This is a genomic window from Blautia sp. CAG:237, assembly GCF_000436615.1.
Lineage (GTDB): Bacteria > Bacillota > Clostridia > Lachnospirales > Lachnospiraceae > Blautia_A > Blautia_A intestinihominis.
Window position 1 is genome coordinate 38,961 of sequence record NZ_FR886763.1, and the last position, 13,588, is coordinate 52,548.

General features: G+C 45.9%; 13 protein-coding genes and 1 pseudogene. 6 read left to right on the forward strand and 8 right to left on the reverse strand.

The window, feature by feature from the left end:
* Positions 1 to 258: 258 nt before the first annotated feature.
* Positions 259 to 1,098: an ethanolamine utilization protein EutJ gene (gene eutJ / locus QZL69_RS11565; protein ID WP_022215364.1), complete on the forward strand. Its 840-nt coding sequence runs from the start codon at positions 259 to 261 to the stop codon at positions 1,096 to 1,098.
* Between the two features lie 89 nt (positions 1,099 to 1,187).
* On the opposite strand, the gene nrdD is transcribed toward eutJ, so the two are convergent.
* A complete protein-coding gene (nrdD, locus tag QZL69_RS11570) occupies positions 1,188 to 3,323 on the reverse strand; it encodes an anaerobic ribonucleoside-triphosphate reductase (RefSeq protein WP_022215365.1) in 2,136 nt (711 codons plus the stop codon).
* Between the two features lie 346 nt (positions 3,324 to 3,669).
* Between nrdD and asnA the strand changes: the two genes are divergently transcribed.
* Together asnA and QZL69_RS11580 are read left to right on the forward strand one after the other, a co-directional pair.
* Positions 3,670 to 4,683 carry an aspartate--ammonia ligase gene (asnA, locus tag QZL69_RS11575; RefSeq protein ID WP_022215366.1) on the forward strand — a complete coding sequence of 338 codons (1,014 nt, stop codon included), beginning with the start codon at positions 3,670 to 3,672 and terminating at the stop codon, positions 4,681 to 4,683.
* Between the two features lie 158 nt (positions 4,684 to 4,841).
* Positions 4,842 to 5,288: a CBS domain-containing protein gene (locus tag QZL69_RS11580; RefSeq protein WP_022215367.1), complete on the forward strand. Its 447-nt coding sequence runs from the start codon at positions 4,842 to 4,844 to the stop codon at positions 5,286 to 5,288.
* 94 nt (positions 5,289 to 5,382) lie between these two features.
* Here QZL69_RS11580 and QZL69_RS11585 read toward each other — a convergent pair whose 3' ends face one another.
* The 4 genes from QZL69_RS11585 to QZL69_RS11600 form a co-directional block, all read right to left on the reverse strand.
* On the reverse strand, positions 5,383 to 6,822 hold the full coding sequence (locus tag QZL69_RS11585; RefSeq protein ID WP_022215368.1) for a M20 family metallopeptidase: 1,440 nt from the start codon (positions 6,820 to 6,822) through the stop codon (positions 5,383 to 5,385).
* A 91-nt stretch (positions 6,823 to 6,913) separates the two neighbouring features.
* A complete protein-coding gene (locus tag QZL69_RS11590) occupies positions 6,914 to 7,690 on the reverse strand; it encodes an amino acid ABC transporter ATP-binding protein (RefSeq protein ID WP_022215369.1) in 777 nt (258 codons plus the stop codon).
* Positions 7,674 to 8,459 carry an amino acid ABC transporter permease gene (locus tag QZL69_RS11595; protein WP_022215370.1) on the reverse strand — a complete coding sequence of 262 codons (786 nt, stop codon included), beginning with the start codon at positions 8,457 to 8,459 and terminating at the stop codon, positions 7,674 to 7,676. The genes QZL69_RS11590 and QZL69_RS11595 overlap by 17 nt, the downstream gene beginning before the upstream one ends.
* Before the next feature lie 113 nt (positions 8,460 to 8,572).
* The gene (locus QZL69_RS11600; protein WP_022215371.1) at positions 8,573 to 9,442 is read right to left on the reverse strand and encodes a transporter substrate-binding domain-containing protein; all 870 of its coding nucleotides are present in this window, start codon (positions 9,440 to 9,442) and stop codon (positions 8,573 to 8,575) included.
* Positions 9,443 to 9,742: 300 nt separating this feature from the next.
* Here QZL69_RS11600 and hydF point away from each other — a divergent pair, with 300 nt between their 5' ends.
* A complete protein-coding gene (gene hydF / locus QZL69_RS11605) occupies positions 9,743 to 10,972 on the forward strand; it encodes a [FeFe] hydrogenase H-cluster maturation GTPase HydF (RefSeq protein WP_022215372.1) in 1,230 nt (409 codons plus the stop codon).
* 196 nt (positions 10,973 to 11,168) lie between these two features.
* Positions 11,169 to 12,023, forward strand: a complete 855-nt coding sequence (gene dapF / locus QZL69_RS11610; protein ID WP_022215373.1) for a diaminopimelate epimerase — start codon at positions 11,169 to 11,171, stop codon at positions 12,021 to 12,023.
* 58 nt (positions 12,024 to 12,081) lie between these two features.
* On the opposite strand, the gene QZL69_RS11615 is transcribed toward dapF, so the two are convergent.
* Together QZL69_RS11615 and QZL69_RS11620 are read right to left on the reverse strand one after the other, a co-directional pair.
* Entirely contained in the window at positions 12,082 to 12,222 is a 141-nt protein-coding gene (locus QZL69_RS11615) for a hypothetical protein (protein WP_173906784.1), read from the reverse strand.
* A gap of 4 nt (positions 12,223 to 12,226) precedes the next feature.
* Positions 12,227 to 12,496 carry a hypothetical protein gene (locus tag QZL69_RS11620; RefSeq protein ID WP_022215375.1) on the reverse strand — a complete coding sequence of 90 codons (270 nt, stop codon included), beginning with the start codon at positions 12,494 to 12,496 and terminating at the stop codon, positions 12,227 to 12,229.
* 235 nt (positions 12,497 to 12,731) lie between these two features.
* Between QZL69_RS11620 and QZL69_RS11625 the strand changes: the two genes are divergently transcribed.
* Positions 12,732 to 13,058, forward strand: a complete 327-nt coding sequence (locus QZL69_RS11625; RefSeq protein WP_022215376.1) for a nucleotidyltransferase family protein — start codon at positions 12,732 to 12,734, stop codon at positions 13,056 to 13,058.
* Between the two features lie 153 nt (positions 13,059 to 13,211).
* Here the strand turns inward: QZL69_RS11625 and QZL69_RS11630 are convergent.
* Positions 13,212 to 13,588, reverse strand: a pseudogene (locus QZL69_RS11630) (quinate/shikimate dehydrogenase); the annotation flags it as partial.

Sequence of the window (13,588 nt, forward strand, 5' to 3'; positions counted from 1 at the left end):
AGTCGTTACTGTTCACTCCGTTCACAGTAACTTGGTCAAAATCCATTCCAAATCACCTTCGGTGATGGGATTTTGCCCTGTATGTCTCGGGATTTTGCCATATTCATGGCAAAACACCTCGCGGGATACTACCTGTGAACAGTAACAAGCAGTCGCACAATTTTCAAAGTTTTCTCCTCCATTCATTGTTTTTTTCTGTCATTTCCTATATAATAAATAGCAGATTCGATATTTTTTCGCAGAAATGGAGTAGCAAAAATGGAACTAAAAAACAGAACTTTATCTAATTTTGCAGAACTGGTGCGGACCGGCGAATGCAAAAATTACCGTGGCAGGCTCAAAGTCGGCGTTGACCTTGGTACTGCTAATACCGTACTTGCTGTTGTGGACAGCAACAACCGCCCGATTGCCGGAGCTTCTGCTCCTTCCCATGCGATCCGTGACGGTGTGATCGTCAATTATTATGAATCCGTTCAGCTTGTCACCAAACTTAAAAATGAGCTTGAAGAAAAACTCGGCACGGAGCTTCTCTACGGTGCCGCAGCGATCCCTCCAGGAGTTTCCGAGGGCAGTATCAAAAGCATCGGCTATGTCCTCGAAGGAGCCGGTTTTGAAGTAACCAACATCGTAGATGAACCGACTGCTGCTTCTGCCGTGCTCAAGATCACTGACGGTGCAGTTGTCGATGTCGGCGGCGGCACTACCGGAATCAGCATCCTCAAGGATGGCAAGGTCATCTATACCGACGATGAGGCAACAGGCGGAAGCCACATGACCATGACCGTTGCAGGTCATTACAAGATTCCTTACGAGGACGCTGAAGTTCTCAAGACTGACCCTGAAAAGGAAGCTGAGATTTTTCCTGTTATCAAGGCTACTGTTGAGAAGATGGCAACAATCACCGAAAGATTTCTCCAGGGATATGAGGTCCCTGCGGTTTACGTCGTAGGCGGTTCTGCCAGCTTCAAAGAATTCACGACCGTATTCGAGAAGAAACTCAAACTTCCGGTCTACCGTCCTGTCCACCCGCTTCTTGTAACACCACTTGGCATCGCTTACTACTGCGAGCTGCCGCCGGTAACACCTAAGAAGAAATAAATTTCTCCTTATATACCAAAAAGAGTACAGACATGACTTTCACTTTCGTCATATCTGTACTCTTTTTGTATACTTAAAACTCTATCTGCTTACATAGATTTACGCTCTGCGATCTCGGCCATCTTCGCTTCATTCAATCGTGTGTCACCATGAACACGGCTATAGGAAAGATATCCGTTCATACGGTCGATCTTTGTCAGGTTACGTGAGCCGCATACCGGGCATACGTCCATTTCCAGCTCCTGGTGACCGCAGTCATCGCAGTAAGCCAGAGAAAGGTTTACACCCTCATAATAGCCCAGGTCCATCGCTCTGCGGATCAGGGTACGGATGGCTTCTTTGTTGTAGCCGATCGGATAACGGACATACTGGATCTTACCGCCGTTGCAGAGTTCCCAAAAACGTCCCTCCAGATCCTGTTTCTCAATCGGAGTCACATCCTCGGTAACATGGCAGTGGAAGCTATTGCTGACATACGGTCTGTCAGAAACACCCTCTACGATTCCATACATCTTGCGGAACTGCTCAACCTGAAGACCACAGAGGCTCTCTGCCGGTGTTCCGTAGATCGCATAGAGGTATCCGTCCTCCTGCTTGAACTGGTTTACTTTGTCATTGATATATTTCAGTACTTCCAGTGCAAACTGTCCATCCTCGCGGATAGATTTGCCGTTGTAAAGCTCCTGAAGCTCATTCAGGGCTGTGATCCCGAAGGAAGCTGTCATCGGTTTGAGGATCTTGCCGATCTTTTCGTTCGGTTTGAGATGACCGCCGTAGAAACCGCCCTCACAGTAAGCAAGCGGGTTCGTGGATGCTCTCATCTGTCCCAGGTACTCATAGGTGCGGATGTGGAGATTTCGGATCATCTGCAGGTAAAAATCAAGAACCTCGTAAAAATCTCTGCTCTCTGCTCTTGCTTTCGCCAGGATCATCGGAAGATGAAGACTGACTGCACCGATATTGAAACGTCCTACAAATACAGGCTTGTCATTCTCATCTGCCGGATACATGCCGCCTCTCTCATACCATGGACTTAAGAATGCACGGCATCCCATCGGGCTGATAACCTTGCCATACTGCTTGTACATGCTTGCGATATAGCCCTTGCCAGTCAGAGAAAGCCAGTCCGGATACATGGTCTTGGAGGAGCAGTCAACGCCCTCCTCAAAGATGTCCTCGCACGGTTTGCCCGGTCCATGAAGATTCTCATCATACAGAAATACGATCTTAGGGAAAAGAACCGGCTTCTTATGGCCTTTCTTACCCTGACCGCCCTTGTGCACCTGCAGAAGAGAAATATTACACATCTTCTCGAACTGACCTGTACCAAGTCCGAGTGTCACAGTAACAAACGGATAGTCACCACGGGAAGAACCTACCGTATTCAGCTTGTACTCGATTCCCTGCCATCCCTGATCAAAATCTCTCCGGACTTTGTCCAGCGCGTACTCGATAGCTCTCTCTTCTCTGCCGGTCCAGTTCTCATCGGAGTATTTCATAAATTCGCTGACGTATTTGTCATAACTCTTCTGTGCGTATGGTCCGAGGATCTTGTCGACCTCCGGCACTGTAAAGCCACCGTACTGCTGTGCTGCTGTACTCAGGATGATATCACCCATGACATCAAATGCAGTATCCAGTGTCTTCGGCTCGTTGTACCAGACATTCCCCATCTCGAAACCGCCGCTTAAAACTGCCCCCACATCAAACAGGCAGCAGTTCATCGTGTCCAGTCGTGCAGACTGATCGTGAATATAGATGTATCCGTCCTTGCATGCCTGCAGCTCATTGCGGTTCATAAAAAACTTCCTGTATAATTCCTTGTTCAGTTCGTTAAAGATCAGGCTTCTCTTGGTAGCAACAAGAGCGCTGTCTGTATTTGCATTACTCTTGTCACCGATATAGCGGATTGCCTGGCTCTTGGTATAGACATCATCCATCATATGGATAAAATCCAGCTTGTAGTTGCGGTAATCACGGTAGCTCTTGGCAACCGCCGGATTCACACGCTCCAGTGCGCCCTCTACGATATTGTGCATCTCCTGGATCTCGATCTCATTCTTTCCAAGAGAATCTGCATGTTCCTGCGCGAACTGGCAGATAAATTCCTTCTCTTCATCTGAAAATTTATAAAGAATACGTGCGGCTGATTTATTTACCGCCTTGACGATCTTCTGCGGATCAAATTCTTCTCTTGTGCCGTCTTTTTTGATTACATAGATCATACCTTTGTCTCTCCTGTTTGCTATAATATAAGGCTTTTCTATTCTTTTCGCCTTCCCCATATCTTGTACTGCTTATGAGAGTATACCACAACATCATGTAAAATAAAAGGGGATATTTCATTTTTTATTGTCTGAAATTTCCCCTTGTTTTTGCCATATTCTGAACATTTGTTTGCACCGCATAAAGTCACCTGTGGACCGTCATCCAAACATCATTTACGTGGTCAGATCATGCGGACAGTAACATTTATTTTAGACTCATTTTCAAAATAATGCAAGGTTAAAATTGCAATACAGAAAATTTCTTGCTATAATTAAGCCTAGTAAAATTTGAGGAGGAAATATTATGGATGAAATTAAAATCCCTGCCGGTTATCATTCAGATCTGAGTCTGCATGATACACAGGTTGCAATTAAAACAGTCAAAGACTTTTTCCAGCAGACCCTCGCCCAGAAGCTGAATCTTCTTCGTGTTTCTGCACCGGTTTTTGTATCCCCGTCTTCAGGTCTCAACGATAACCTGAATGGCGTAGAACGTCCTGTAAGCTTTGACATCAAAGGACAGGAAGAAAAAGAAAACGCTGAGATCGTACACTCCCTTGCCAAATGGAAACGCTACGCACTCAAAAAATATGGCTTCGCTCACGGCGAAGGACTGTATACTGACATGATCGCGATCCGTCGTGATGAAGATCTCGACAACATCCACTCCGTCTATGTAGACCAGTGGGATTGGGAGAAGATCATCTCCAAAGAAGAACGTACCATGGAAACTCTGATCAACACCGTTCGCTCCATCTACAGCGTTCTCCGCAAGACAGAGAAATACATGGCTGTCCAGTATGACTACATTGAAGAGATTCTTCCTAAAGAAATCGCTTTCGTTTCCACTCAGGAACTGGTTGACATGTATCCTGATCTGACACCAAAGGAAAGAGAATACAAGATCGTCAAGGAGAAAGGTGCTGTCTTTCTTATGCAGGTTGGTAAGACCTTATCCAACGGAGAGCGTCACGATGGACGTGCCCCGGACTACGATGACTGGGAACTGAACGGAGATATCCTTGTATACTATCCGGTTCTTGATATCGCTCTGGAGCTTTCTTCTATGGGTATCCGTGTTGATGAGGATTCTCTTGACTCCCAGCTCACAGAAGCAGGCTGTGACGACCGCAGAGAGCTTCCATTCCAGAAAGCGATCCTTAACAAAGAACTGCCATATACCATCGGCGGCGGTATCGGCCAGTCCCGTATCTGTATGTTCTTCCTCCGCAAAGCTCATATCGGTGAAGTACATGTATCCATTTGGCCGGAATCTGTGCGCAAAGCAGCAGAGGAAGGCGGAGTAAATCTGCTGTAAAACCTTCTTATTTTTCAGGATTTATAGTGATTTTTCACCAATTTTTAATATTTAAACAATTGACATTCTGTACCCCGCATACTATCATAATAAGAGCATCTGAACTATAAACCAAGCCAGATACACTGAATGAGTATAGAAAGACAGAGGTACTGATTGTGAATATTTTGTTTTTTTTAACACCTAAGAGTGACGTTGCTTATATATTTGAGGACGAAACACTTCGTCAGACCGTCGAGAAGATGGAGCACCGAAAATTCTCCTGTATCCCAATTCTTAACAAAGAGGGTAAATACACCGGAACGATCTCCGAGGGAGATCTTCTGTGGGGAATCAAGCGTCTCAACATCAATATCACAGACCTGAAGCAGATGGAGGATGTTTCCATCATGGCGATCCCGCGCCGTGCCACTTACAAGCCGGTTCATGCGGACGCAGATATGGAGGATCTTCTGGATCGTGCCATCAACCAGAACTATGTTCCTGTCATAGATGACAAGGGGTCTTTTATTGGCATCATCACCCGTAAGGAGATCATCAAATACTGTTATAAGGAAATGAAGGAATTAAGTGCCCTTCGTGCCCAAATGGAAGAAGCCGAATAACAGGATTTTATTCCGTAATCAAATAGAACCGGTTTCCCGTGTGCTTTATCCTGCACCGGAGCCGGTTCTTTTTTATCTTCTTTTATCGTCCAGATCAGTCCGGGATGACCGGCACTGCATCTTTCGGGATCGGGCATACATATCCATCTTTTGTACGTTTTTCAAACTCTGCTCTTGCTTCATCCAGAAGTGAAGTATCTTCAAACAGATCGATCGCGGTCGCTGCGAGGACTTTTCCTGCACACAGGGCTGCTTTATGACCGATCTCTGTGCGGTCACAGGAAACATTCTGCCAGCTGTGTCCCGGGCAGCCGTTTGGCCATGCCGCAACGTGGATCTGTGCTGTCGGGGTCAGCCAGCTTACATCTCCAACATCCGTAGACCCTGCTTTGAACGCATCTTTCTGATAGAGAGGTGTCAGGAATGCATTCATTGCATGTCCATATTCTTTCTGCATCTTCTCCACCTGTTCTTTCGCTTCCTCGTCGTTTTCTGCCGCAACACCAGGAACCGCGCTGTGATCGTAGGTTTCTGCGAGTGCATCCGCGAAAGCATTCTCCTCGTCTGTGTACTGCGGAACGCCCAGTTCTTTGAAGTTTTTATAGAGGACGCGCTCAAGGGCAAAGTTGCTCACGGTATCGGCGAGTCCGTCGATAAATTTCTTCTCGTAAGTAGTCTCCGTCATCAGAGCCGCGCCTTCTGCGATCTTGTCGACACGTTTCTGGAGTTCTACCGCCTCAGCCACATGATTGGAACGTACCATATAGAGGACGCTTGCACGAGGCTGTACCACGTTCGGGCTGCATCCGCCTGCGTCTGTGATCGCATAATGGATCCTTGCCTTGTCGCTCATATGCTCTCTCAAAAACTGCACGCCAATATTCATAAGTTCTACTGCATCAAGGGCGCTTCGTCCCATCTCCGGGGCTCCTGCCGCGTGAGAGGCGATTCCTGTAAACTTGTACTGTGTCTGGATACAGGAGTTGGAGGAACCGGTTGCAACTTCATTGACGTCTTCCGGATGCCAGGTAAGGGCTGCGTCGAGTTTTTTCCAGACTCCGTCACGCGCCATGAATGCCTTTGCAGCACCGCCCTCTTCTCCCGGGCAGCCATAGAGGATCACGGTTCCGGAAATGTCATTTTTCTCAAGATATGCTTTCACTCCAAGTGCTGCCGCAAAAGCTCCTGCACCAAGGATGTTATGTCCGCATCCATGGCCGTTACCGCCGACGTGGATCTCTTTTCGCTCAGTTGCACCTGCTTCCTGAGAAAGCCCTGAAAGCGCGTCATACTCTGCGAGGATTCCGATATACGGACGTCCGTGGCCATAAGATGCCGCAAAAGCCGTCTCGATATTGCTGGTTCCACGCTCCACTTCGAATCCCTCTTTTTCCAGAGCTTCGCAGTAGGTTTCGGCTGACTTAAATTCCTGGAGGGAAAGCTCTGCAAATCCCCAGATCTTATCTGCGATACCGGTGATCAGAGATTTTTTTTCTTCGATCGTCTGCAGTGCAGACTGTTTTTCTGCTGTCATAATATAATACCTTCTTTCGACATGATTTATCTTTATTCACGAAAAGGCAACCAGAATCTTCCGGTTACCTTCTCGTTAATCTTTGTTGATTTTATAAAACTTTGGATAAAAATTCCTGCAGACGCGGGTTGCTCGGGTTATCAAAGATTTCTGACGGTGTTCCGTCTACGAGAAGTTTCCCGTCTGCCATAAAAAGTACACGGTTTCCAACCTCTCTTGCAAATCCCATCTCGTGTGTTACCACGACCATGGTCATGCCTTCCTTCGCAAGTTCTTTCATAACATCCAAAACCTCTCCTACCATCTCCGGGTCAAGTGCGGAAGTCGGCTCGTCAAACAGCATGACTTCCGGTTCCATTGCAAGTGCGCGGACGATCGCAACACGCTGTTTCTGTCCGCCGGAAAGCTGGATCGGATATGCATTGGCACGGTCAGCAAGTCCTACACGCGCAAGAAGCTCCAGAGCTTTTTTCTCGGCATCTTCTTTGGAAACACCTTTGACCTTCATAGGTGCCAGGGTCATGTTGTCAAGGATCGTCATATGCGGGAACAGGTTAAAATGCTGGAACACCATTCCCATTTTCTGACGAAGATCGTCGATGTTGAGCTTTACAGTCTTGCCGGAAGCGTCCTTGTATTTCTTCTTGGTGATATCCACACCGTTGAAGATGATCTCACCGTCTGTCGGCTCTTCCAGAAGGTTCAGGCTTCGAAGAAAAGTGGATTTACCGGAACCTGACGGTCCGATGACTACCATAACATCACCTTTGTTGATGTTGACTGTCACATCATCCAGAGCCTTGATCGCGCCCCTGTGATAATGTTTCTTGAGGTTTTTTACCTGGATCATACTATCGTTTGTCGCCATGGCTCATTCTCCTTTCGAAATATGCGATCAGTTTGGAGGTCGGGAAGCACAGGCAGAAATAGATCGCTGTTGCTACCAGCAGAGGCTCGATGATGATAAAGGTCGCACCTTTGACTGCGTTTACTGCAGACATGATATCCTGTACACCGATGGTGTATGTAATCGCAGATTCCTTGATGATAACAACGAATTCATTTGCAATCGCCGGAAGGATATTCTTGAGTGCCTGCGGAAGAATGATGTAACGCAGGTTCATTGTCTGAGAAAGTCCCAGAGAACGGGCTGCCTCTGTCTGTCCCTGATCGATGGACTGGATACCTGCACGGATGATCTCACAGAGGTAAGCACCGGAGTTCATTCCAAGTGCAACGACACCAGGGAAAAATCTGTTGAATTTGATAAATCCAAACATCTGGAAAGACGGAAGGTCGATCATTCCGAACACACCATAGTAGATGATGAAGATCTGTACCAGTACAGGTGTGGAACGAAGGATCTCAACGTATGCAGTTGCGATAAAAGAAAGGGGATTGAATTTTGAGAGCCATACCAGCGGTCCTCCCTCTCTCAGATGTCCATTACGGTCTACTGCGAGAGCGCGGAACGGACGGATGTTTGACATACGCATCAGCGCAAGGATCAGTGCGAGCACAAAACCGATCGCAACGGTGAACAGGGATAACAGTACAGTTACCAGAAGTCCCTGTCTGAACAGCTGTGCATATGGGGCAATTTTGCCAAAATTAGATAATTTAATAAAACTGTCCATAAAAATTCCTTTCTTAATAATGTAATAAATTGATCGTCAGCAAAATTCCTCCCCATCAGTTCTGGGGAGGAATCCATTATCCATTGCTTGTATTACCAGTCAGGTTGATCTGCTTATTCAGCATCTTCTGCAGTGTCATCTGTCTCCGGAACTGCACCGTTGTCGTCCAGTGTTCCTTCATATGTCTGACCTGCTGCAAGCTCTGTTGCATCTGCGATGAATTTGTCCATGGAACCGTCATCAAGTGCATCTGCGATCGCTGCGTTTACAGCTTTGAGAAGTGCATCGTTTCCTTTTGAAACACCGATTGCAGATCCTACGGTATCATACGGTACATCACATACGATCACAAGATCCGGATAGTTCTTCTGATAGCTCTCTGCTACTGCTGTCTCGATGAATGCACCATCCATCTTACCTGTCAGAAGCTCTGTGATAAGGTCAGTAACCTTAGGAAGAGATACGATATCAGCATCCGGTGTGTTCTCGTTTGCAAGATCAAGCTGGATAGAACCTGTCTGTGCTCCGATGGAGTAATCCTTGTTGTTTGCATCTTCAAGAGATTTGAACTGATCTGCTTTGTCTTTGACAGTTACGAAGGACTGTCCACCCTGATAGTACAGGTCTGAGAACTCCATAGCATCCTCACGTGCCGGATCTGGGGAAAGACCAGCCATGCCAAGGTCTACGTTCTTCTGAGCAAGTTCGCTTAATACACCGTCAAAGTCCATCGGGACTACTTCCAGTTCCAGTCCCATCTTGTCTGCGATGTACTTAGCCAGATCCATGTCAAATCCTGCCAGTGTCGGGTTGCCGTCATCATCGATAGAATAGAATTCATACGGTGCGAAGTCCGGGCTTGTTGCTACTGTAAGTTTGCCATCTGTAACGGTCTCTACATCGTCTGCTGCAAATGTCGGTACTGCCATAGATACAGTCATAACTGCACCAAGAGCGATTGCTGTGATTTTCTTTAAGTTCATCTTCTTTTCCTCCTCGTTTTCCTGGAATATTTATGCAGGAAAAATGCATAATTCCTCTTCATTTTTCTTATTGTATCATAATCCGCAGAAAATACAAGCAATTCTTTCTTTTAGTGCAATACAAAAATTTTAGCATTGTCGCTTTTTACGCAGAAATGCACTTCTCATACTTGCATATTTTTCTGTATTTTCTTATAATAGAAAGAAACACTTTCATAATTTAAAATATTGCAGTAAATTTTTCCTGTTTTTTCGGATTATTTTCTGTAATCTTTTTTCGAAGGCAAAGGGGGAAGAGTTATGGGAATGAATCAGACACCTGCTTCTGAACGGGTACATATCAGTTTTTTTGGAAAAAGAAATGCCGGGAAATCGAGTGTGATCAATGCTGTGACCGGGCAGGATCTTGCGATCGTTTCTTCTGTGATGGGAACTACGACGGATCCTGTATACAAATCCATGGAACTGCTGCCGCTTGGCCCTGTGGTTGTCATTGACACACCGGGGATTGATGATGAGGGCGAACTTGGTGCGCTTCGCGTGCGCAAAAGCTATCAGGTCCTGAACAAGACGGATATTGCGATCCTGGTCGTGGACAGCACCACTGGAAAGGGTGAAGAGGAATTTGCGCTTCTTCATAAATTCCATGAGAAGCACATTCCGTATCTTGTTGTTTACAATAAGATTGATCTTCTTTCTGTCGAAGAGATCAAGAATCTCGCAATGTCAGTCCGCGCCGGGGAAGTTCTGGCCAGTGCAGCTGATGGCATGAACATCCAGGAACTAAAAGAAAAGATCGCCACTCTGAAACCGGAAGATACACACCAGTATCCACTGATCCAGGATCTGATCGAGCCGCTTGATCTGGTGATCCTGGTCGTCCCGATCGACAAGGCCGCACCGAAAGGCCGTCTGATCCTGCCGCAGCAGCAGACGATCCGTGATATTCTGGAACGTGGCGCACTTTCCCTTGTTGTGCGGGATACGGAGTTAAAAAGTACTCTGGATCATTTTCTGGCGCAGGGTGTCTGTCCGAAACTGGTTGTCACTGACAGCCAGGCATTTGCGCGTGTTTCAAAAGATGTACCGGAGAATATCACTCTGACTTCGTTTTCTATTCTTTTTGCACGATATAAAGGAGAACTGGAGACACAGCTGAAAGGCGTTGCCGCACTTTCTTCTATCGAGGATGGCGACCATATCCTGATCGCAGAAGGATGTACGCATCATCGTCAATGTGGAGATATTGGAACCTGCAAGATGCCTGAGTGGATCCGAAACTATACAGGAAAAGAACCTGTATTTGAATTTACTTCCGGCACAGAATTCCCGGATGATGTTTCTTCCTATAAAATGGTCGTTCACTGCGGCGGCTGCATGCTGAATGAACGCGAAATGAAATACCGCATCGCCTGCTGCCAGGATCAGGGCGTGCCGATCACCAATTATGGTATTCTGATCGCACAGGTAACGGGAATTTTGAAACGCAGTCTTGGACCGTTTCCGGAAATGCAGGAGCTGGTTCCGTAAGTTCTTTTGATTTTCAAAAGAGTTTAGGCGTTATTCATAATAATTTTGAGTATTTTTTAGTTAAACTTCACAAAACTATAACATTTTTCCGTTATACTATGGTTCTATGATGTTGGAAAGTTTATCCAGCTTTTTAGTTTTTTACTAAAGATACTGTAACTGAATGGGGAGAATATTAATAAATAGGAGGACTTTTATGAAATTTACAAAAATGCACGGGATCGGCAACGATTATGTATACGTGAACTGCTTCAAGGAAACAGTAACCAATCCATCTGCTGTGGCAAAATTCGTCAGCGACCGCCATTTCGGAATCGGATCAGATGGTCTGATCCTGATCAAACCGTCTGACGTGGCAGACTGTGAGATGGATATGTACAATCTCGACGGTTCTCAGGGTGCTATGTGCGGAAATGGAATCAGATGTGTTGCCAAGTATGCTTATGATTACGGCATCGTCAACAAGACCAGCATCTCTGTTGCAACCAAAAGCGGTATCAAGTATCTGGATCTGACACTTGGGGATGACGGCAAAGTTGCCCTCGTTAAAGTAAATATGGGATCCCCGATTCTGACAGCAAACCAGATTCCGATCGTTTCCAGCAAGGAACAGGTCATCGACGAACCGCTGGATGTAGATGGTACTACTTACCGTATCACAGGTGTTTCCATGGGAAATCCACATGCGATCGTATATATGGATGACATTGACAATCTCGAAATCGAAAAGATCGGTCCGAAATTCGAAAACCACATTGATTTCCCGGACCGTATCAACACAGAATTCGTCAAAGTCATTGACCGCCACACACTCCAGATGCGTGTCTGGGAACGTGGCTCCGGCGAAACCCTCGCCTGCGGCACCGGTGCCTGCGCCGTAGCCGTAGCCTCCACCCTGAACGGACTCGTTGACGAAGGCGAACCAGTCACCGTCAAACTCCTCGGCGGCAACCTCCAGATCTTCTGGAACCGCCAGGAAAACCTCGTATATATGACAGGGCCGGCTACTACCGTTTTTGATGGGGAGATTGATCTTTCATTTCTTAAGTAGTCTGTAACAAAAAAGCACTGAACTCATGATTCATCATAACTTTCAGTGCTTTTTCTTATTATTCCACATTATTTTTTAATTCATATTCTGCCTGTATTTCTGTTTTCTCATTCTCAAGTTCAAGGCAAATCTTTTCGTATTCCGTAGCAAATTCCTTATCTTTCATTTGTTCTACTTTGAATTGTTCTAATGTTTTCATATTATCACAGGCCTTTCCGGTAAACATGGTTTATCGTTGCCTGGGCGTGTTCCAGTTCTTTCTTTTGGATGATTGCTTCGCGGTCGGTCAGGATTGCTAGCATTTCGTCTACTACGTCCTCCGGGCGGGGATTGGAGACGCGGTAGAGGTAGCCTAACATTCGCGTAGCCGTATAATCTGTATTCATCTGCCGGTAGGCGATTTCCTTGCAGAAGTCATCCGGGTAGCCCTTTTCACACAAGACATGATATAACTCATCTGATCTGGATTCCATGATCTTACACCTCCATTTATTTCTGCGTTTACTGTATACACAGTATACCCGCTTCCACTCTAACTCTCAATATTATCTCAAAAAAATCGTTATTGTTCACTCCGTTCACAGCAACTTGATCAAAATGCATTCCAAATCACCTTCGGTGATGGCATTTTGCCCTGTAGGTCTCTACCTGTGAACAGTTACAAAAAATCCCCGGATATAATTTCATATAAATCGGAGGTGATAAAATATGAGATACAATCTACCGGATAGAGTTTTCAGAGAACTTACCACACTTGCACAGAAATATTCTGTTACGAAAATCATACTATTTGGTTCACGCGCGCGAGGTACACATACAGAACGAAGCGATATTGATATTGTTGTATACGGTGGAGATTTCGATAATTTTTACTGGGATGTCAAAGAAAATATATATTCACTCTTAATATTCGATATTATACAAGCAGACGCACCAATTTCAGATACACTAAAAGAAGAAATAAAAAAAGATGGTATCACCATCTACGAAAACAAACCAAAATCACTCACAACATCAATTTTTCAGAATCAGTAAAGTCAACACCCTCCCGTCCTCCACGACGAAGAACTCTGTACCCTTCCTACCACCATTCATCCCGTCGAAAACACCGGCGAGGGGTGTGCCGAGGGGACTGCGAAGTCCCCTTGGCGATTATTTTCGGCTTCTCAAGCCATATATTTCCTCTTCTTAAGAGAAATACTTCTCCTTTATGATCTCCACCGGCATCTCCTCACCCGTCCAAAGCTTGAAGGACGCAGCTCCCTGATACAGCAGCATGTACATACCGTTACCAGTCTTGCATCCTGCTTCCTTTGCTTCACGGAGCAGTCTTGTTTCCTGTGGATTGTAAATTACATCGAATACAAACAGATCCTTATGGAACATACTTGTATCTGTGATGATCGTTCTGTCTACATTCGGAGCCATTCCAACAGAAGTACCATTTACAAGGATTGCGCTCTCTGCGATAGAAGCACGAAGTACTTCCGGATCTGAGAAGTCATGCAGAGTTACCTTGCACTCTGTGCGCTCATTCAGTTTCGCAACGATCTCCTCAGCTCTTC

Coding starts and splice junctions, on each gene's coding strand:
- QZL69_RS11615 (WP_173906784.1), bottom strand. CDS start 12,222: ATGAAAACATTAGAACAATTCAAAGTAGAACAAATGAAAGATAAGGAA.
- QZL69_RS11600 (WP_022215371.1), bottom strand. CDS start 9,442: ATGAACTTAAAGAAAATCACAGCAATCGCTCTTGGTGCAGTTATGACT.
- QZL69_RS11625 (WP_022215376.1), top strand. CDS start 12,732: ATGAGATACAATCTACCGGATAGAGTTTTCAGAGAACTTACCACACTT.
- nrdD (WP_022215365.1), bottom strand. CDS start 3,323: ATGATCTATGTAATCAAAAAAGACGGCACAAGAGAAGAATTTGATCCG.
- hydF (WP_022215372.1), top strand. CDS start 9,743: ATGGGAATGAATCAGACACCTGCTTCTGAACGGGTACATATCAGTTTT.
- dapF (WP_022215373.1), top strand. CDS start 11,169: ATGAAATTTACAAAAATGCACGGGATCGGCAACGATTATGTATACGTG.
- QZL69_RS11595 (WP_022215370.1), bottom strand. CDS start 8,459: ATGGACAGTTTTATTAAATTATCTAATTTTGGCAAAATTGCCCCATAT.
- eutJ (WP_022215364.1), top strand. CDS start 259: ATGGAACTAAAAAACAGAACTTTATCTAATTTTGCAGAACTGGTGCGG.
- QZL69_RS11585 (WP_022215368.1), bottom strand. CDS start 6,822: ATGACAGCAGAAAAACAGTCTGCACTGCAGACGATCGAAGAAAAAAAA.
- QZL69_RS11590 (WP_022215369.1), bottom strand. CDS start 7,690: ATGGCGACAAACGATAGTATGATCCAGGTAAAAAACCTCAAGAAACAT.
- asnA (WP_022215366.1), top strand. CDS start 3,670: ATGGATGAAATTAAAATCCCTGCCGGTTATCATTCAGATCTGAGTCTG.
- QZL69_RS11620 (WP_022215375.1), bottom strand. CDS start 12,496: ATGGAATCCAGATCAGATGAGTTATATCATGTCTTGTGTGAAAAGGGC.